The sequence below is a fragment of the Nonomuraea coxensis DSM 45129 genome (assembly GCF_019397265.1).
Taxonomy (GTDB): domain Bacteria; phylum Actinomycetota; class Actinomycetes; order Streptosporangiales; family Streptosporangiaceae; genus Nonomuraea; species Nonomuraea coxensis.
This window is the reverse complement of record NZ_CP068985.1, coordinates 3,931,093-3,949,870: the sequence shown is the minus strand read 5'-3', so window position 1 is coordinate 3,949,870 and position 18,778 is coordinate 3,931,093. Positions and strand designations below refer to the sequence as shown.

Sequence of the window (18,778 nt, the reverse complement as noted above, 5' to 3'; positions counted from 1 at the left end):
GCGTGCGAACGTCAGTCGGGTCGAGGCCGGGCGCGGGTGGTGCCGGGCGCCAATGTCGTGCGCGGGCGGGCGGGTACGGCCCGGCCGCTGGACGGATTTCCCGGAGTGCCCGAGAGGCGCTGACCATTCGTCCAGCCGTGCGGTGATATTGCGGAGATGTGTGGACCATGGAGTCGTGAATCTCAACGGCCGTAAATTCGTGATGGTGAGCTCGACCGCGAGCAGGGTGGACCCGGACAGCCCGACGGAGTTCCGCTACGAGGAGTCCGACGGGCTGGTGTGGGGCAGTTACACGGGCGACACCGTCATCCAGGGGCGCTTCGTGGGCACCCGTGAGGGCGGGGACGTGCACATCTCGTACGTGCACGCGCTGAAGGCTGGGGGCACGGCGGCCGGCCGGAGCAGCAGCCGCCTGGAGACGGGTGAGGACGGGCTGCTGCGCCTGGTGGAGGAGTTCAGCTTCGACGGCGACGAGACCAAACACGTCAGCGTGTGCGCCGAGGTGGCCGGCTAGTCCGGCCGGGTCAGTCGTCCTTCTGCAGGGCCGCCCGGCCCTCGGCGGCGCCGACGAAGCGCATCTTGCCGAGCGGCACGTCGTCCCGCTCCTCCTGGGCGGGGCGGCGCGCCGGCCTGGCGGCCTGGCGGCCGTCGCCGGGCAGCACGTACGGCCGCCGCAGCACCTCGTCCAGGATGAACACCGTCTCGGTGGCCTTGACCGCCGGGATGTTGGCCAGCCGGTCGGTGACCATGGTGTGCACCGCCGCGACGTCCGCCACCCGCACCTGGATCATGGCGTCGTGCTGGCCGGTGGTGATGGCGCAGTACTCGACCTCGGGCATCCGGGCCAGTTCGGCCCTGAACTGCTTCCACATCTGCTGGCGTACGGTCACGAAGATCAGCGCGGTGATGCCGAGGCCGGCCCGCCCGTGGTCGATCTCGGCGGTGAAGCGTTTGATCGCGCCGTCGGCGCGCAGCGCCTCGAAGCGCGTGTAGGCGTTGGCCCGGGAGATGCCGACCCGTTCGGCCAGCGCGGCGACCGAGATCCTGCCGTTCTCGCGCAGGATCTCGAGGATCTTCAGATGGATGTCGTCCAGTTCGAGACCGATGCCGATCCGTCCAGGTTGACCGCTCCCGCTGTGCCCATTTCTGGAAATATCACTCATCATTACCTCACTGACCTTTATATACGTCTCAGCGACCGCACAGTACCTGGACGATCTGCCGCACAATCCTCGGCATCTCCCCACTGAACGTCCAGATCTTGGAGGACCTCCATGGCGACCCGCTCGCAGAAGGCGGCCGTGCTGCTCGCCGGTGCGCTGACCCTGGCCGCCTGCGGTAGCGGCGGCACGTCGTCGCAGGCCCCAGCGGACGGCGGCGGTGCCGGTGGCGGCAAGACGCTCGTCATCGACACGTCCTTCGACCTGAAGACCGCCGACCCCGGCCGCACGTACGAGCCGACCGGCCTGATCGTCGGCAAGGCCGTCTACGAGACGCTGCTCACCTTCGACGGCGCCGACGTGACCAAGCCGGTGCCCGCGCTCGCCGAGTCGTACGAGCTGAGCGAGGACGGCAAGACCCTCACCCTGAAGCTCAAGCAGGGCTCGACCTTCGCCGACGGCTCCCCGATCACCGCCGACGACGTGGTGTTCTCGCTGACCCGGGTGCGCGACATGAAGGGCACCCCGTCGTTCCTGCTGGACGGCGTCGAGGTGGCCAAGACCGACGACACGACGGTCACGCTGACGTCGAAGACGGCCAACCCCGCGCTGCCGTACATCCTGCCGAACCCGGCGCTCGGCATCCTCAACAGCAAGCTCGCCAAGGAGCACGGCGCGACCGCGGACGCGCAGGACAAGGCCGAGCAGTGGCTGAACTCCAGCTCCGCCGGGTCGGGCCCGTACACGATCGAGTCGTTCAACGTCAGCAGCCAGGTCACGCTCAAGGCGAACCCCAAGTACTACGGGACCAAGCCCGCCTACGACAAGGTCGTGCTGCGCAACGTCGAGGCCGCCACGCAGAAGCTGAACGTCCAGCGCGGCGACAGCCAGATCGCGCTCAACCTGTCCGGCGACCAGGTCACCGGCATGCCCGCGACGCTGCAGGTGAAGAAGACCGCCTCGGCGAACGTGATCTTCCTGCTGGCCAACCAGGACTCCTCGATCAGCAAGACGACGCCGAACGCCAAGTTCGTCGAGGCCGTGCGCAAGGGCGTCGACTACGCGGGCCTGCTGGAGCTGGCCGGCGAGGGCGCGACGCAGGCGCCGGGCGTCATCCCGTCGCAGATCCTCGGCGCGCTGCCGCCGGAGCAGGCCGCCAAGCGGGACGTCGAGGGCGCCAAGGCGGCGCTGGCCGCGAGCGGCCTGTCGAACCCGACGGTGAAGCTGGAGTACCCGAGCGAGCTGACCGTGAACGGCCTGTCGTTCCAGCCGCTCGCCGAGCGCATCCAGGCCAACCTCAAGGAGGTCGGCATCACGGTGGACCTGCAGCCCGCGCCGGTGACGACCGCGCTCGACAACTACCGCAACGGCAAGGAGGAGATGGGCCTGTGGTACTGGGGCCCTGACTACCCGGACCCGAGCGACTACCTGGCCTTCCTGCCCGGCAAGACGGTCGGCCTGCGGGCCGGCTGGAAGGAGGGCGCGGCCAAGGAGATCGAGGCCGCCGGCGTGAAGGCCGCCGAGGCGATCGGCGACGACGCCCGCAAGAGCGCCTACGCCGAGGTGCAGAACCAGCTCAACGCGGCGGGCCCGTTCGTCCCGCTCATCCAGCCGGGCCAGAACATCGTCAGCGCCGCGTCGGTGACCGGGATCGAGTACCACCCGGTGTGGACGGTCGACGTCGCCGACCTCGGCGCGAAGTAGATGAAGCCGGACGCGCCGCGCGAGCGGACCGGGCGGCGGGTGCCCCCGCTCGCCCGGTTCCTCGTGCGGCGGGTGCTGCTCGCCGTGCTCATGGCCTGGGGCATCACGCTCGTCACGTTCGTGCTGACGAACCTGGTCCCCGGCGACCCGGTGGCGGCCAACCTGGGCCAGCGGGCGCTCGGCGACCCGGCCATCGTGGCGCAGTGGCGGGCCGAGCACGGCCTGGACAAGCCGCTCTGGCAGCAGTACCTCCTGCACCTGCAGGGCCTGCTGCACGGCGACTTCGGCACCAGCCAGCAGAGCCACCGGCCGGTCGCCGACGACCTCGCCGAGTTCGTGCCGGCGACGCTGGAGCTGGCCGGGGCGGCGATCCTGGTGTCGCTGGTGCTGGGCGTGGCCTTCGGCGTGATCGCCGCGCTGCGCAGGGACCGCCTCGCCGACCACACGCTGCGCGTGGTCAGCCTCATCGGCATCTCGGTGCCGACGTTCTGGCTGGCGCTGATGGCGTTCTACGTGTTCTTCTACCGCCTGCAGATCACCCCCGGCAGCGGCCGGGTGGACGTGGCGCTCGGCTCGGCCCCGCCGGTGACCGGGCTGCAGACGGTGGACGCGCTGCTCGCCGGCCGGTGGGACATCTTCGCCTCCGCCGCCGGGCACCTGGTCACCCCCGCCCTGGTGCTGGCGCTCTACACGATCGGCCTGCTCACCCGCTTCACCCGCTCGGCGGTGCTGGAGGTGCTGGGACAGGACTACGTACGGGCCGCCCGCGCGAAGGGCCTGCCCGGCCGGGTGATCCTCTTCCGGTACGTGCTGCGCTCGGCCCTGGTGCCGGTCATCACGGTGGCGGGCCTCGCCTTCGGCTCCCTGTTGTCCGGCACGGTGCTGGTGGAGGCGATCTTCGCCTGGCCCGGCATCGGCCAGTACGCCTACAAGAGCGCGACCACCCTCGACCTGCCCGCCGTCATGGGCGTCGGCCTGGTCGTGGGCGTCGTCTACCTGGCCATCAACCTGGTCGTGGACGTCCTGTACGGCGTCATCGACCCCCGAGTGAGGTTGCAATGAGACGCGCGAGCCTCCTCGCGAGGCTGCCCGAGGCGTGGCGGCAGCCGCTGGCCGTCAGCGGCGCGGTGCTGGCGGCGGTCTGGCTGGTCGTCGTGCTGGCCGCGCCGCTGCTGGCCCCGCACGACCCGCTCGCCCAGGACCTGCCCCGGCTGGCCCCGCCGGGACCCGGGCACTGGTTCGGCACCGACCAGCTCGGCCGCGACATCCTCAGCCGCGTCCTCTACGGCGCGCGGGTGTCGATCCCGCTGACGCTGCTGCTGGTGGTGCTGTCGGTGGCGATCGGCGGCCTGCTGGGCGCCTGCGCGGGCTACTTCGGCCGCTGGGCCGACGAGACGATCATGCGGGTGGCGGACCTGGTGTTCGCGTTCCCGACGGTCATCCTCGCCATGGTGGTGGCCGCGGCGCTCGGCGCGAGCCTCGCCAACGCGGTGCTGGCGGTGCTGGTCGTCGCCTGGCCCTCCTACGCCCGCGTCACCCGCGGCCTCGTCCTGGGGATCCGGGAGCGGGAGTTCGTGCTGAGCGGGCGGCTGCTGGGCTTCTCGGTGTGGCGCTCGCTGCGGGTGGACGTGCTGCCCAACATCACCGGCCCCGTGCTGGTGCTGGCCACCCTGGACATCGGCACGGCGCTGCTGCTGCTGTCGGGCCTGTCGTTCCTGGGGCTCGGCGCCAAGCCGCCGTCCCCGGAGTGGGGCGCGATGGTGGCCTCCGGCGTCGAGGTGTTCGACAGCTGGTGGGTGGCGACCTTCCCCGGCCTGGCGATCCTCACGGTGGTGCTGGCGTTCAACTTCCTCGGCGACACCCTGCGCGACGCGCTCGACCCGCGCACCGCCCGGGCCATCAAGGAGCGTGCGCTGTGACGGCACTCGACATCGCCGGGCTCAAGGTGACGATCGCCGGCCGTGAGGTGCTGCGCGGCGTGGACCTGCGGCTGGAGCCCGGCAAGGTGCACGGCCTGGCCGGCGAGAGCGGGTCCGGCAAGACCATGACGGGCCTCGCGGTGCTGGGGCTGCTGCCGCACGGCTCGCGCGCCACGGGCGCGATCCGGCTCGGCGGGCGCGACCTGCTGACGCTGCCGCCCAAGGAGCTCAACAAGGTACGCGGCGGCGAGGTGGCCATGGTCTTCCAGGACCCGGCCACCAGCCTGCACCCCATGCTGACCGTCGGCCGGCAGCTCACCGAGCACATGCGCCACCACCTCGGTCTCGGCAAGGCCGAGGCGCGGGCGCGGGCCGTGGAGCTGCTCGGCAAGGTCCGCATCCCGGGCGCCGAGGAGGCGTACCGGCGTTACCCGCACCAGTTCTCCGGCGGCATGCGGCAGCGCATCGCCATCGCCGTGGCGCTGGCCTGCTCGCCGAAGGTGCTCATCGCCGACGAGCCGACGACCGCGCTCGACGTGACCGTGCAGGCCGGCGTGCTGCGCCTGCTGCGCGGCCTGTGCGACGAGCTGGGCCTCGCGGTGCTGCTGGTCACCCACGACCTCGGCGTGATGTCGGCGGTCGCCGACGAGGTGAGCGTGATGAAGGACGGCCTGGTCGTGGAGTCCGGGCCGCGCGTCCGGGTGCTGCGCCGGCCGGAGCACCCCTACACCCGGTCCCTGCTGGAGTCCCTGCCCGACGCGGAGGTGCGATGACCCCCCTGCCCACGACCCCGGCCACCACGACAGCTCCCTTGCTGGCGGTGGACGACCTGGTCGTCGAGCATCGCACCTCCGGCCGGCCGCCGGTGCGGGCCGTGGCGGGCGCGAGCCTGCGGGTCGGCCCCGGCGAGGTCGTGGGGCTGGTCGGCGAGTCCGGGTGCGGCAAGTCCACGCTGGCGCGGGCGGTGTGCGGGCTCGGCCCGGTCAGCGCCGGGTCCATCACCTTCGAGGGGGAGCCGGTCACGCCGCTCGGGCTGCGCCGGCGGCGGCACACCGGCGTCCAGATGGTGTTCCAGGATCCGTACACGTCGCTGAACCCGCGCCGCCGGGTCGGCGACCAGATCGCCGACGGGCTGCGGACCGCGCGCGACACCACCACCTCCCCCGCCGACCTGCTGGAACGGGTGGGGCTGCCGCGCGAGTTCGCCGGGCGGCACCCGCACGAGTTCTCCGGCGGCCAGCGGCAGCGGGTGGCGATCGCGCGGGCGCTGGCCGCCCGGCCGCGGCTGCTGATCGGCGACGAGCCGATCTCGGCGCTGGACGCCTCCGCCCAGGCGCAGGTGGCCAGGCTCATGCGCGACCTCGCCGTGGAGTCGGGCGCGGGGCTGCTGTTCATCAGCCACGACCTGTCCGTGGTGCGGCTCATCGCCGACCGGGTGGCCGTCATGTACCTGGGACGGATCGTCGAGGTGGGGCGGACCGAGGAGGTGTGGGCCGAGCCGCGGCACCCGTACACGAAGGCGCTGCTGGCGGCCATCCCGCATCCCGACGGGATGGGCGTGCTGCCCGCGGAGCTGCCGGGCGACGTGCCCGATCCAGCCGCGCCGCCCGCCGGATGCCGCTTCCATCCGCGCTGCCCGCTGGTCATGGACCGGTGCCGGGAGGAGGACCCGGCGTTCGGGCCGGTCGCCTGCTGGCTGCACGAGCCGAAGTGACGCCGCCGGAGGCCGGGCGGGCGGCCAGGCTGGCCGCCGCCCGCGCCGCGATGGCCGCGGCCGGGGTGGACGCCCTGGTGCTGCGGCCCTCGCCGGACTTCCGCTTCCTCGGCGGCCGGGACGGGGCCGGCTTCCTCGTCGTCACCGGGGACACGGCCGCCGAGACCGGCGACCCGGCCGCGCTGGTGCCCGCGGGCGCGCGGCGGGTCGGGGTGGACCCGGAGATGCGGGTGCGCGAGCTGTTCGGCATGACGATCGAGGCCGAGCTGGTGCCCGCCTCGGCGGTGCTCGCGCCGCTGCGGCTGCGCAAGGAGCCGTACGAGGTGGCCGCCGTCGAGCGGGCGGCGCTGCGGGCCGAGGAGGTGCTGCGGCAGGCGCGCGAGCTGGCCTGGTTCGGCGCGACCGAGCGGGCGATGGCCGGCCGGCTGCGGCTGCTGGCGCTGGAGTCCGGCTGCGAGGAGGTGCTGGCGCTGCGCGTGGCCGCCGGGGAGCACACGGCCCGGCCCGGGCACCTGCCGGGCGGCCGGGTGATCAACCCCGGGGACGCGCTGGCCGTGTCGGTGTGCGGCCGGTGGGACGGCTACTGCGCGGAGGTCGCGCGGGTGTTCGCGGTCGCCGAGCCGCCCGACGACTTCGAGGCGATGTACACGGTGGTGGTGGCCGCCCACCGCGCCGGCCTGGCGGCGGCCCGGCCGCCCGCGCCCGCCCGCGCCGTCGCCCGCGCCGTCACCGAGGTCATCGACGCCAGCGGCTACGGCCGCTTCGCCGCCGCGCACGCCGGGCGCGGGGTCGGCCTCGGCCCCGAGGAGGGGCCGTGGCTGGGCGAGGACGCCCCGCTCGCCGCCGGCATGACGCTCTGCCTGGAGCCGGCGATCTACGTGCCCGACCTGTTCGGCGCCCGGGTGGCGGACGTGGTGGCCTGCGCGGAGTCCGGGCCGCTGGCGCTGAGCGGCGGGCCGCCGCCGCTCCAGGTGCTCGACCGGTGACGACGCCAGGAAGGTAGCGCGGAGCGCCCGATCCGGGACCAACGGCCCCAAGATCGGGACCCTTCGGCCCGGGTGCCGGCCCGCCCCCATGCCGGATGCTGGCAGCCATGAGCACCGAGGCACGGAGCAGGTCGCGCGAGCTGCGCGAGGCCCGCACCGCCGCCGGGCGGCGCAGGAGGAAGCGGATCCACCTGGTCGCGATCGGCGGCGGTCTGATCATCGCGGGACTGGTGGTGGCGATCGTGATCGCCCTCGTGAACGCGGCGGGCGGCAAGCCCTCCCCCGCCGCGAAGTCCGGCCCGGCCCCGGCGATCGCGACGGCGGACGGCGCGCTCGCCCTCGGCCGCGCGGACGCGCCGGTGCGGCTGGAGGTCTACCTCGACTACATGTGCCCCTTCTGCGGGCGCTTCGAGACGGCCAACGGCGCCGAGGTGGCGCAGCTGGTCGAGGCCGGCACCGTACGGCTGGAGCTGCACCCCCTGGCCTTCCTCGACCAGGCGAGCAGCGGCACCCGCTACTCCACGCGCGCCGCGAACGCGGTCGCCACGGTCGCCGACCGCGCGCCGGAGAAGGTCCTCGCCTTCAGCGCGGCCCTGTTCGCGTACCAGCCGGCCGAGGGCGGCGAGGGGCTCACCGACGAGCGGATCGCCGAGCTGGCGCGCGGGGCCGGGGTTCCCACGGACGTGGTGACCGCCTTCGGGCAGCGGACCTTCGAGGCGTGGGCCGCCTCCGCGACGCAGGCGGCGTTCTCGTCCGGCGTCAGCGGCACCCCGACGGTGCGGATCGACGGGAAGGCGTTCCAGGGCGACCTGTACACGGCCGGCCCCCTGACCCAGGCCCTCACGGCCGCGGCGGCCGGCGCGAAGGGCGCCCGGTGACCAGCTCGGAGACCAGCCCCGTGACCGGGGTGCTGCCCCGGCTGCACGCGCTGCGGCACTCCGACGGCTGGCTCTACGGCACCATGCTCCTGTCGGCGTGCCTCAGCCTGACCGCGTCGTTCGTGCTGTCGGTGGACGCGCTGCGGCTGGCCGCCGACCCGGCGGCCGACCTGTCCTGCGACATCAACAGCGTGGTGAGCTGCGGCACGGTCGGCAGCTCGTGGCAGGCCCACCTGTTCGGCTTCCCCAACGCCTTCCTCGGGCTGATCTGCGAGCCGGTCGTCATCACGATCGCGACGGCGGCGCTCGGCGGGGCGCGCTTCCCGCGCTGGTTCATGTTCGCCGCGCAGGTGGTGTACACGCTCGGGCTGGTCTTCGCGTACTGGCTGCTGTCGCAGTCGATGTACGTCATCGGCGCGCTGTGCCCGTGGTGCCTGCTGGTGACCGTCTCGACGACGCTGGTGTGGTCCACGCTGACGCACGTCAACATCCGTGACGGCAACCTCTACCTGCCCCGCGGGGCGCAGGGGGCGCTGCGCCGGGCCATCGCCGCCGACCTCGACGCGCTGGCCGTGACGATCTGGCTGCTCGCGCTGGCGCTGCTCATCGTGCTGAGGTACGGGCCCGCCCTGTTCGCCTGATCGTCCTCGGCTACGCTGGGTCGCGGTCGATCACACGGGGGGTGACGGTGGACCAGTTCGTGCTGCTCATACTGGTGCTGCTGGGCGCGCTGATCACCGTCCCGCTGGGCGACCGGCTGGGGCTGCCCGCGCCCGTGCTGATGACCCTGCTCGGCATCCTCATGGCGGTCCTGCCCTTCGTCCCCGACGTGAACGTGCCGCCCGGCATCGTCCTGCCCCTCCTGCTGCCGCCGCTGCTGTACGCGGCCTCACGGGGCACGTCGTGGCGGCAGTTCGCGGCCCAGTGGCGGCCGATCTTCCTGCTGGCCGTGGCGCTGGTGTTCGTGACGACGGCGGTGGTGGCGGCGGTCGCGCACGCGCTCGTGCCCGGCCTGCCGCTGGCCGCCGCCGTGGCGCTCGGGGCGCTGGTCGCGCCGCCCGACCCGGTGGCCGCGACGGCGGTGGCCGGGCGGCTCGGGCTGCCGCGGCGCATGGTGGCGCTGCTGGAGGGCGAGGGCCTGTTCAACGACGTGACCGCCATCGTGCTCTACCACGTGGCGATCGCGGCCGCGGTGACCGGCACCTTCTCCTGGCCTGGGGCGCTGGCCGAGTTCGCGCTGTCGGCGGTGGTGGCCGTGCTGGTGGGGCTCGGGCTCGGCTGGCTGAGCGCGAAGCTGATGGACCTGCTCGGCGACGCCACGCTGCAGGTGGGGCTGTCGCTGCTGGTGCCGTTCGTCAGCTACGCGGTGGCCGACGAGCTGCACGGATCCGGCGTGCTGGCCGTGCTGACCTGCGCCTTCTACCTCGCCGACCGGACCCTCGACGCCGACGACGTGATGGGCAGGTTCGCCGCCCGCACGTTCTGGCAGGTCGTGGAGACGCTGGTGACGGGCGTGGCGTTCGGGCTGATCGGGCTGGAGCTGCACGCCGTGCTCGGCGTCGAGGCGGACCGGGTCGGCCCGCTGCTGGGCTGGAGCGCCGCCGTCGTGGCGGCCGTGGTGCTGGTCCGGCTGCTGTGGCTGCTGCCGGCGGCCTGGGTGGCGAAGAAGACGGAAGGGCGGCGGCACGAGGACAGCGAGATCCCGCTGAGCTGGCGCGAGACCGTCGTCATGTGGTGGGCGGGCATGCGCGGGGTGGCGTCGGTGGCGCTCGCGCTGGCCATCCCGCTGACGCTGGCCGACGGCTCGCCGTTCCCCGAGCGGACGGCGATCGTGTTCATCGCGTTCGCGGTCATCCTGGTGACGCTCGTCGTGCAGGGGCTGACGCTGCCGTGGCTGGTGTCGCGGCTGGGCGTCCAGGCCGACACCGCGGCCGAGCGGGAGCTGGAGAAACGGCTGGCGCACGCCGCGGCCAAGGCCGCCAAGCGGCGGCTGCGGGAGATCGACGAGGCCGAGGACCTCCCGGAGGAGGTGCTGGAGCAGCTCAACCGGCGCATGCTGGGGCTCGGGCCGCGGCTCAGCCCGGAGGCGGGCGAGGAGGAGCGGCGGGAGGCGTACGAGGCGCGGGCGCGGCGCGCGGCGCTCGTCCGGCGGGTGCAGGGCGAGATGTTGTCGGCCGCCCGCCAGGAGGTGCTGGAGGCCCGCCGCGACCCGCGCGCCGACCCTGCCGTGGTGTCGCGGGTGCTGCGCAGGCTCGACGCCTGGAGCCTGCGCTAGCGAGTCACCGAGTGTCACCGGCGGTTCCGCAGGGTAGTCATCCCTCATGCTGCGCATCGGCACATGGAGGTCGGCCGGCACGGCCGACCTCGTCGCCTGCGGGTGGCGCGACAGCAGCCCGGGCCCGTCGGAGCCGGGCATCAAGCTCATCTTCTCGGTCGGCGGCCAGGTGCCGCACTTCCCGGGGCTGCGCGCCGGCAGCCGGGTGGCCCGGGGCGCCGAGGAGATCGCCGGGCAGCTCTTCCGCGGCATGGACGTCGTGCTCATCGAGCCCGGCTCCTGCCCGGCGGCGCCGGTGATGGCGGCCGGGATGTGGCACTACGGCTGGACCGGCGACGACGTCGGCGCCCTCGCCGGGGCGGCGGTGGCGGGGCTGGCGCTGGCCGCGCAGCCGGGCCCGTGCGCGGTCGAGATCGGCCGCGACGGCCGCGGCTCGCTCGACGGCCACGTGACGGCGGCGGCGGTGCGGGCCGCGCTCGCCGACCGCTTCGCCGGCGGCCGCTACCGCACGCCGCAGGTGACGGTGCCGCTCGACGCGGTCCGGCTCAGCCAGGAGGCCCCGCGCCGGGTCCGCATCGCGCCCATGGCGTAACGTCGCCCCTGCAAGCCCAGGTGGGCGGGTCCGCGCGGGAAGGGGCGGCTGCGGGTGTTCGAGGTCAGGGAGCTGCGGGAGATCGCGGAGTTCGAGCGGGTCGACGCGCTGTTCGAGACCATCTGGCGGTTCGGGCCCGCGGCTCCGCCGGTCACTGTGGAGCTGATGCGGGCGCTGACGCACGCCGGCGGGTACGCCGCCGGCGCGTTCGACGGCGACCGGCTGGTGGGCGCGTCGGTGGGGTTCCTCGCGGCGGGGGCCGCGCTGCACTCGCACGTCACCGGCACGATCGCGCCCGGCGCCGGGCACGCGCTCAAGCTGCACCAGCGGCGCTGGGCCGGGGAGCACGGGCTGGAGCGCGTCACCTGGACCTACGACCCGCTCGTGCGCCGCAACGCGCACTTCAACCTGGCCAAGCTGGGGGCGCGGCCGGTCGCGTACCTGCCCGACTTCTACGGCGTCATGGCCGACGCGATCAACCGCGGCGACGAGTCCGACCGGCTGCTGACCGAGTGGCCGGTCGGCGGGTCCCCCGCCCCGGCGCCGGAGCGGGCGGACGCCGTGGTGGCGCTGGCCGACGAGGGCGGGCGGCCCGTCCCCGGGCCCGTGGACGCCGATACGGTGCTGGTGGCGGTGCCGGCCGACATCGAGCGGCTGCGCGGCGCCGACCCGGGCGCCGCCAAGTCCTGGCGGCACGCGGTGCGCGACGTGCTCGGCGGGCTCATGGCCGAGGGCCGCGCCGTGACCGGGTTCCGCGGCAGGACCTACTACGTTGTGGAGAGAGCGTGAAGATCACTGGAGTCGAGCTGCGGCGCATCGCGATGCCGCTCGTGGCGCCGTTCCGTACCTCGTTCGGCACCGAGACCTCCCGCGACGTCCTGCTCGTGCGGGTCGTGACGCCCGAGGCCGAGGGCTGGGGCGAGTGCGTGGCCATGTCCGAGCCGCTCTACTCCCCCGAGTACGTCGACGGCGCCGCCGACGTGATCCGCCGCTTCCTGCTGCCCGCCCTGCCGGCGACCCTGGACGCCAACGCCGTCGGCCGCGCCCTGCAGCCGGTCAAGGGGCACCGCATGGCCAAGGCGGCCCTGGAGACCGCCGTGCTCGACGCGCAGCTCAGGGCGGCCGGCGAGTCGTTCGCCGGGTTCCTCGGCGCCGCCCGCACGCGGGTGCCGTGCGGGGTGTCGGTCGGCATCATGGACACGATCCCGCGGCTCCTCGACGCCGTCGCGGGCTACCTCGACGAGGGGTACGTCAGGATCAAGCTGAAGATCGAGCCGGGCTGGGACGTCGAGCCGGTGCGCGCGGTGCGCGAGCGCTTCGGCGACGACGTGCTGCTCCAGGTCGACGCCAACGCCGCCTACACCCTGGCCGACGCGCCCCGCCTGGCCCGGCTGGACGCCTTCGACCTGCTGCTCATCGAGCAGCCCCTCGCCAACGACGACCTGGTGCAGCACGCCCGGCTGGCCCGCCGGCTGCGCACGCCGATCTGCCTGGACGAGTCGATCGAGTCGGCCGAGCACGCCGCCGCCGCGATCGAGCTCGGCTCGTGCTCGATCGTCAACATCAAGCCCGGCCGGCTCGGCGGCTACCTGGAGGCGCGGCGGGTGCACGATCTGTGCCGGGCGCACGGGATCGCGGTGTGGTGCGGCGGCATGCTGGAGACCGGCCTCGGCCGGGCGGCGAACGTGGCGCTCGCCGCGCTGCCGGGCTTCACGCTGCCGGGCGACACCTCCGGGTCGCGGCGCTACTACGCGACCGACGTGACCGAGCCGTTCGAGCTGGCGGACGGGCACCTGGAGGTGCCTTCCGGGCCGGGGCTCGGCGTCGAGCCGCTGCCGGAGGTGCTGAAGGAGGTCACCACCTCCACCGAGTGGATCGCCCTCTGAGCGCTCAGGCAGTCCTGGGGGTGGCGCGGGCGCCGAGATGCACGTACGGGGAGCCGTCCGGCAGCTCGTAGAAGACGGCGGAGGTCCAGGCGGGGCCGCCGCGCGGCCGGCCGGCGAAGGTGACCTCGTCCACCGCCACCAGGTCGTACTCGTCGGGCTCCGCCAGGTCGGCCAGCGGGCCCGTGTTCTCGGTGCGCAGCCGCAGGCCGCCGTCGCGTACGGTGACCGTCAGGCGGGCGCCGGTCCGCTCGTACACGCCGGCGTGGCGGGCGGCGTCGACCTCGACCGGCGTGGCGGGCGGTTCGAGCGCGGGCGGCACGGTGAGGCCGTCGAGCGCCGCGAACAGCTCCGTCGCCACGGCCCGGGTGAAGGCGCCGGAGTGGCCGCCGTTGGCGGTGACGCACACGACGGTGCCGGTGGCGGGGACGGCCCAGAGCATGGCGTGCTGGCCGATCGTGTTGCCGCCGTGGGAGATCACCCGGTGGCCGTCCCACTCGTCGAGGGTCCAGCCGATCCCCCACTGGGGGCCCAGCGTGTGGGGGTTGGGGAGGTCCACCTGCGGCTCCCACATCGCGGCCGGGTCGGCGAGCAGGCCGCCCTCCAGGTGGGCGCGGGCGAAGGCGACGACGTCGGCGGGGCGGGCGCAGATGAGCCCCGCCGGGCCCATCGCCCGCATGAGGCCCCAGACCGGGGCGGGCGCGCCGCCGTCGAGGTGGCCGGTCGCGGCGCGGAAGCGGAGCACGTCCTCGGGCAGCGTCCAGGTGTGGGTGAGGCCGAGCGGGCCGGCGATCTCCTCCCTGACCAGGTCGTCCCAGCGTTTGCCCGCCAGCCGCTCCAGCATCAGGCCGGCGATCACGAACCCGGAGTTGCAGTAGGAGTGGGTGGCGCCGAGCGGGTGGTTCTGGGCGAGGCCGGCGCAGGCGGCGACGTACTTCTCCACGCAGTCGTCGCCGCGGCCGGTGTCGAGGAACAGGTCGCCGTCGATGCCGCTGGTGTGGGTGAGCAGGTGGCGGACGGTGACCGCCCGGCTGACCTCCTCGTCGGCGACCCGGAAGCCCGGCAGCACCTCGCGCACCGGCGTGTCCAGGGTGAGCCGGCCGCGCTCGGCCTGCTGCATGAGCAGGGTCGCGGTCCACACCTTGGTGATCGAGCCGATCTGGAAGAGCGAGTCGGGGGTCGCCTCGACGCCGGTGGCGGCGTTGAGGGTGCCGGCCGCCAGCTCGGTCAGCTCGCCGCGGTGCAGGCAGGCGAGCGCCGACCCGGGCACCTCGTACGCGGCGATGAGCTCGGCGAGTCTCCTGCGGTCCATGACGTCGGCCACGCGGGGTCCTCTCCTCGGGGGAATAATGCGTTGCGGTCTCGCGCTGATCACCGCACCATGGTCCTCATGTTCCCGCACGCTCGCCTCACGACGCCCGCACTGCCGGGCGCCTTCGAGCGTGCCCGCGGCGGCCTGGAGCGCTGACCTCTTCCCGTGAGTCCGAGGTGACCCGGCGGGGGGAGGTCGAGCCCCTGAGACGGGTCACACACCACACCGGGCAGCCGAGGAAGGAACCATGGCCAAGCAGGCCTACACCCGCAACAAGCCGCATCTCAACATCGGCACGATGGGACACGTCGACCACGGCAAGACCACGCTGACCGCGGCCATCACGAAGGTGCTGGCCGGGCGCGGGCAGGCGACGTACACGCCGTTCGACCGGATCGACCGCACCCCGGAGGAGGCCGCCAGGGGCATCACGATCAACATCTCGCACGTCGAGTACGAGACCGACACCCGCCACTACGCCCACGTGGACATGCCGGGCCACGCCGACTACGTGAAGAACATGATCACGGGGGCGGCGCAGCTCGACGGCGCGATCCTCGTCGTGTCCGCGCACGACGGCATCATGCCGCAGACCCGCGAGCACGTGCTGCTGGCCCGGCGGGTCGGCGTCGAGCACCTGGTCGTGGCCGTCAACAAGGCCGACGGCGCCGACCCGGAGCTGACCGACCTGGTCGAGCTGGAGCTGCAGGACCTGCTGGCCGCGCACGGCTACCGTGACGTGCCGATGGTCCGCGTGTCCGGGCTGCGGGCGCTGGAGGGCGACCCGGTCTGGACCGCGTCCGTGGAGGCGCTGCTGCGGGCCGTGGACGAGCACATCCCCGTGCCCGTCCGCTACGTGGACGCGCCGTTCCTCATGCCGGTCGAGAACGTGCTGACGGTCACCGGCCGCGGCACGGTCGTCACCGGCGCGATCGAGCGCGGCTCGGTACGGGTCGGCGACCAGGTCGAGGCCGTCGGGTTCGGCGCCGGGTTCACGGCGGTCGTGACCGGCGTCGAGACGTTCGGCAAGACGATGGAGCGGGGCGAGGCCGGCGACAACGCGGCCGTGCTGCTGCGCGGGGTCCGCCGCGAGCAGGTGCGGCGCGGCATGGTGCTGGCCGAGCCCGGCAGCCAGGGCGAGCGGACGTCGTTCCGCGCCCGCGTCTACCTCCTGACGCCGGAGGAGGGCGGGCGGCGGCGGCCGATCGCCTCCGGCTACCGGCCGCAGTTCTACCTGCGGACCACGGACGTGCCCGGCGAGCTGCTCCTGGACGGGCCCGCCGCGCCGGGCGAGACCGTCGAGGTCGCGGTCGAGCTGGGCCGGCCGGTCGCGCTGGAGCCGGGGCTCGGGTTCGCCGTCCGCGAGGGCGGGCTGACGGTCGGCGCGGGCACGATCCTCGCCGTCTGACTCCGGCCGGTCCCGGGGCCGGGTCCCGCCGTCATGGCGGGGCCCGGCCCTTTCCCTTCGCGGGCTCAGGACGGGGTGAAGCGGAGCGTGAACGTCGCGGGGCGGGCGTACAGGTCGTAGCGCGGCAGCGGGCCAGGGCCGCAGGTGGCCGTGCCGATGCCCTGGTGGGCGAGGTCCAGGTGCAGGTGGACGCGGTCGCCCGGCGTGAGGTCGGGGCGGTGCCTGGCGGCGGCCAGCTCGGCGGCGCTCCAGCGGCGGGCGGTCAGCCCGAAGACCGGCTCGCCGGAGACGCGGAACGGGCCGAGGCCGGCCCAGCGGACCTCGGCGCGGTGGCCGTTCTCCTGCGGGCGGACGTACGGGGTCTGCAGCTCCTCGACCGTGGCGCTCCAGCGGCCGACGCGGGCGGCGAGCCCGGTGTCGGGGTACGCCTCGCCGGGGCCGCGGCCGAACCAGGTGACCCGGTCCACGGCGTCGCCGGGCAGGGTCATGGTGAGGCCGAGACGCGGGATCGGGTCGCTCCAGTCGCCCTCGGGCTCGACGTCCACGCGCAGCAGCAGCCCGCCGTCTTCGGCTGCGGTCCACCGGTACGTCGCCCGCATCCCGAGGTCGGTGGCGGCGGGGGCGACGCGGGTGCGTACGGTGAGGGACGCGCCGTCCCGCTCGACGGCGTCCGTGCGATGGGTGAGGCGGTGCAGGCCGAGGGCGCGCCAGCGGGCTTCGAGACCGCTGTAGCGGTCGTTGTCGGTGGGCGCCCGCCACAGGTCGAGCCGCGGCCCCTCCACCTCCAGCCCGAACAGCCGCGTCAACCGCCCGCTCCGCCCCTCGAACTCGGCTCCGGAGAGGAGGGAAGCGCCGGAGAGGGCCGGCGGGGCGGAGCGGAGGGGTGGGTGGGGCGGGGTCGTGGGGAGGCGGGTCTGGGACCAGGCGACCTCGTGGCCCGCGGGGGCCCAGGGGTGGCCGTCGGCGAGCAGGGCGCGGACGGTCAGCCACCGCTCCCCCGCCCCCGCCGCGCCGGCGCCGGGCAGCCGCACCTCGCCGCCGTCCGGCGGCACCTCCAGCGGGTGCTCGGCGACGGTCTCCCCGTGCGCCTCCACGGTGGCGGTGAACCGCAGGTGGGACAGGTCGCGGAAACCGTGCCCGTTGACGATCCGCGCCACGTCGCCCGCCTCCGGGAAGGTGATCCTGACCGGCTCGAACACCTTCTTCAGGTCGAGCAGCCCCGGCGAGGGCGTCCGGTCGGGGAAGACGAGCCCGTCGATGACGAAGTTGCCGTCGTGCAGCGGCTCGCCGAAGTCGCCGCCGTAGGCGTACTCGTGGGCGGGATGCGCGATCCCGTGGTCGATCCACTCCCAGACGAACCCGCCCGCGAGGCGCGGGTAGCGCTCGAACAGCTCCTGGTACTCGGCCAGGCCGCCGGGCCCGTTGCCCATGGCGTGGGCGTACTCGCACTGCAGGAACGGCATCGCGCGCCGCCGCGCGTCGAGCTCAGGGTCGTCGAGGGGCTCCTCCTCGCGCCGGCCGATGGCCTCGACCTCGGCGTGGGTGGCGTACATGCGGGAGTACACGTCGGTGTGGGCGCACGAGCGGTCGCCCTCGTAGTGGAGGGGGCGGGACGGGTCGCGCTCGCGCGCCCAGCCGGCCATGACGGCGAGGTTGCGGCCGACGCCGGCCTCGTTGCCGAGCGACCACATGATGACGCTCGGGTGGTTCTTGTCCCGTTCGACCATGCGGCGCATGCGGTCGAGGAGGGCGGCCTCGTAGCGGGGGTCGTCGGTGGGGTTGCCGCGCCAGCCGACGCGTTCGAAGCCGTGCGTCTCCAGGTCGCACTCGTCGACGACCCACAGGCCCAGCTCGTCGCACAGGTCGAGGAAGGCGGGGTGGGGCGGGTAGTGGCTGGTGCGGACGGCGTTGACGTTGTGCCGCTTCATCAGCAGCACGTCCTCGCGCATGGTCTCCACCGTGACCGCGCGGCCCCGCACGGGGTCGAACTCGTGCCGGTTGACGCCCTTGAGCAGCAGCGGGCGGCCGTTGGCGAGGAGCACGCCGTCCTCGACGGAGACGGTGCGGAAGCCGACGCGCAGCCGTACGGTCTCCTCGGGGAAGGTGACGGTCGCGTCGTACAGGCGCGGGGTCTCGGCCGTCCACGGCTCGGCCGCGACCCGGACCTCGGCGCCCGGCTCCAGCCCGGCGACGCCGAGCTCGGGCAGGTCGAGCCGGCCGCCGGGGCCGTCGAAGCTCAGCCGGCCGTCGTGCGCGGCGTGCACGAACACGTCGGCCGCCGAGCGGGTGAGCGTGACGTCGCGGAAGATGCCGGGCAGCCACCACATGTCCTGGTCCTCCAGGTAGCCGGCGGCCGACCACTGGTGCACCCGCACGGCCAGCACGTTGCGGCCGGGACGCAGCCAGGGGCCCGCGTCGAACTCGGCGGGCAGCCGGCTGCCCGTCCAGAAGCCCAGCTCGTGCCCGTTGAGCCAGACCCGGGCGAAGGAGTCGGCCCCTTCGAACCGCAGCCGCCCGCCGCTCCAGCCCTCGGGCAGGTCGAAGACGCGGCGGTGGTCGCCGGTCGGGTTCTCGTCCGGCACGTACGGCGGATCGACGGGAAACGGGTAGACGACGTTGGTGTAGGCGGGGGCGCCGTGGCCGTGGAGCGGCCAGTGCGACGGCACCGGCAGCTCGGCCCAGCCGGAGTCGTCGTAGCCGGGGTCGGCGAAGTCCTCGGGGACGCCGGCCGCGGGCGACAGGCGGAAGCGCCAGGTGCCGTTGAGGTCGAGGGAGGGGGCGTCGGAGCGGAGGGCCGCGCGGGGGGCGAGCAGCCCGGAGCCGGGGGCGAAAGTCACGAGTTCCATCGCCGCGAGCCTAGAACGTCACGGACGTTCCTGGCAGTCGCCGATCTCCGGCGCGATCACGGGTCGAGCCCTCCACCGGCGGGGCGGAGGGCTCGACCGGA

17 protein-coding genes are annotated in these 18,778 nt (G+C 74.2%); 14 read left to right on the top strand and 3 right to left on the bottom strand.

The genetic code is table 11. The features are described 5' to 3' along the window. Positions 1 to 175: 175 nt before the first annotated feature. Positions 176 to 514 carry an avidin-fold protein gene (locus Nocox_RS18425; protein ID WP_026213690.1) on the top strand — a complete coding sequence of 113 codons (339 nt, stop codon included), beginning with the start codon at positions 176 to 178 and terminating at the stop codon, positions 512 to 514. Positions 515 to 524: 10 nt separating this feature from the next. Here the strand turns inward: Nocox_RS18425 and Nocox_RS18420 are convergent, their stop codons facing one another. Next, positions 525 to 1,166, bottom strand: a complete 642-nt coding sequence (locus Nocox_RS18420) for an Lrp/AsnC family transcriptional regulator (RefSeq protein WP_246649813.1) — start codon at positions 1,164 to 1,166, stop codon at positions 525 to 527. 108 nt (positions 1,167 to 1,274) lie between these two features. Between Nocox_RS18420 and Nocox_RS18415 the strand changes: the two genes are divergently transcribed. From Nocox_RS18415 to menC, 12 genes are all read left to right on the top strand, one after another. After that, entirely contained in the window at positions 1,275 to 2,864 is a 1,590-nt protein-coding gene (locus Nocox_RS18415) for an ABC transporter substrate-binding protein (RefSeq protein WP_020539934.1), read from the top strand. Beyond that, entirely contained in the window at positions 2,865 to 3,926 is a 1,062-nt protein-coding gene (locus Nocox_RS18410; RefSeq protein WP_020539935.1) for an ABC transporter permease, read from the top strand. Beyond that, positions 3,923 to 4,783, top strand: coding sequence for an ABC transporter permease (locus tag Nocox_RS18405; protein ID WP_020539936.1), 861 nt, complete (start codon positions 3,923 to 3,925; stop codon positions 4,781 to 4,783). Before Nocox_RS18410 ends, Nocox_RS18405 begins: the two co-directional genes overlap by 4 nt. Then, positions 4,780 to 5,556 (top strand): ABC transporter ATP-binding protein, encoded by a 777-nt coding sequence (locus Nocox_RS18400; RefSeq protein ID WP_020539937.1) that lies wholly within the window; start codon positions 4,780 to 4,782, stop codon positions 5,554 to 5,556. Before Nocox_RS18405 ends, Nocox_RS18400 begins: the two co-directional genes overlap by 4 nt. Next, a complete protein-coding gene (locus Nocox_RS18395; protein WP_026213691.1) occupies positions 5,553 to 6,497 on the top strand; it encodes an ABC transporter ATP-binding protein in 945 nt (314 codons plus the stop codon). The genes Nocox_RS18400 and Nocox_RS18395 overlap by 4 nt, the downstream gene beginning before the upstream one ends. Then, positions 6,494 to 7,483: a M24 family metallopeptidase gene (locus tag Nocox_RS18390; protein ID WP_020539939.1), complete on the top strand. Its 990-nt coding sequence runs from the start codon at positions 6,494 to 6,496 to the stop codon at positions 7,481 to 7,483. The genes Nocox_RS18395 and Nocox_RS18390 overlap by 4 nt, the downstream gene beginning before the upstream one ends. Before the next feature lie 107 nt (positions 7,484 to 7,590). Then, positions 7,591 to 8,361 carry a DsbA family protein gene (locus tag Nocox_RS18385; RefSeq protein WP_020539940.1) on the top strand — a complete coding sequence of 257 codons (771 nt, stop codon included), beginning with the start codon at positions 7,591 to 7,593 and terminating at the stop codon, positions 8,359 to 8,361. Beyond that, positions 8,358 to 9,002: a vitamin K epoxide reductase family protein gene (locus Nocox_RS18380; RefSeq protein WP_020539941.1), complete on the top strand. Its 645-nt coding sequence runs from the start codon at positions 8,358 to 8,360 to the stop codon at positions 9,000 to 9,002. The genes Nocox_RS18385 and Nocox_RS18380 overlap by 4 nt, the downstream gene beginning before the upstream one ends. Before the next feature lie 41 nt (positions 9,003 to 9,043). Then, on the top strand, positions 9,044 to 10,636 hold the full coding sequence (locus Nocox_RS18375; RefSeq protein ID WP_020539942.1) for a Na+/H+ antiporter: 1,593 nt from the start codon (positions 9,044 to 9,046) through the stop codon (positions 10,634 to 10,636). A gap of 46 nt (positions 10,637 to 10,682) precedes the next feature. After that, positions 10,683 to 11,228, top strand: a complete 546-nt coding sequence (locus tag Nocox_RS18370) for an acyclic terpene utilization AtuA family protein (RefSeq protein WP_020539943.1) — start codon at positions 10,683 to 10,685, stop codon at positions 11,226 to 11,228. A gap of 54 nt (positions 11,229 to 11,282) precedes the next feature. After that, the gene (locus Nocox_RS18365; RefSeq protein ID WP_020539944.1) at positions 11,283 to 12,017 is read left to right on the top strand and encodes a hypothetical protein; all 735 of its coding nucleotides are present in this window, start codon (positions 11,283 to 11,285) and stop codon (positions 12,015 to 12,017) included. Further along, the gene (menC, locus tag Nocox_RS18360) at positions 12,014 to 13,114 is read left to right on the top strand and encodes an o-succinylbenzoate synthase (protein WP_020539945.1); all 1,101 of its coding nucleotides are present in this window, start codon (positions 12,014 to 12,016) and stop codon (positions 13,112 to 13,114) included. The genes Nocox_RS18365 and menC overlap by 4 nt, the downstream gene beginning before the upstream one ends. Positions 13,115 to 13,118: 4 nt before the next feature. On the opposite strand, the gene Nocox_RS18355 is transcribed toward menC, so the two are convergent. Continuing rightward, entirely contained in the window at positions 13,119 to 14,435 is a 1,317-nt protein-coding gene (locus Nocox_RS18355) for a serine hydrolase domain-containing protein (protein ID WP_020539946.1), read from the bottom strand. Between the two features lie 235 nt (positions 14,436 to 14,670). On the opposite strand from Nocox_RS18355, the gene tuf reads away from it, so the two are divergent. Continuing rightward, positions 14,671 to 15,831, top strand: coding sequence for an elongation factor Tu (gene tuf, locus Nocox_RS18350; RefSeq protein ID WP_020539947.1), 1,161 nt, complete (start codon positions 14,671 to 14,673; stop codon positions 15,829 to 15,831). 65 nt (positions 15,832 to 15,896) lie between these two features. Here tuf and Nocox_RS18345 read toward each other — a convergent pair whose 3' ends face one another. Continuing rightward, positions 15,897 to 18,677 carry a glycoside hydrolase family 2 TIM barrel-domain containing protein gene (locus Nocox_RS18345; protein ID WP_020539948.1) on the bottom strand — a complete coding sequence of 927 codons (2,781 nt, stop codon included), beginning with the start codon at positions 18,675 to 18,677 and terminating at the stop codon, positions 15,897 to 15,899. Positions 18,678 to 18,778 lie beyond the last annotated feature (101 nt).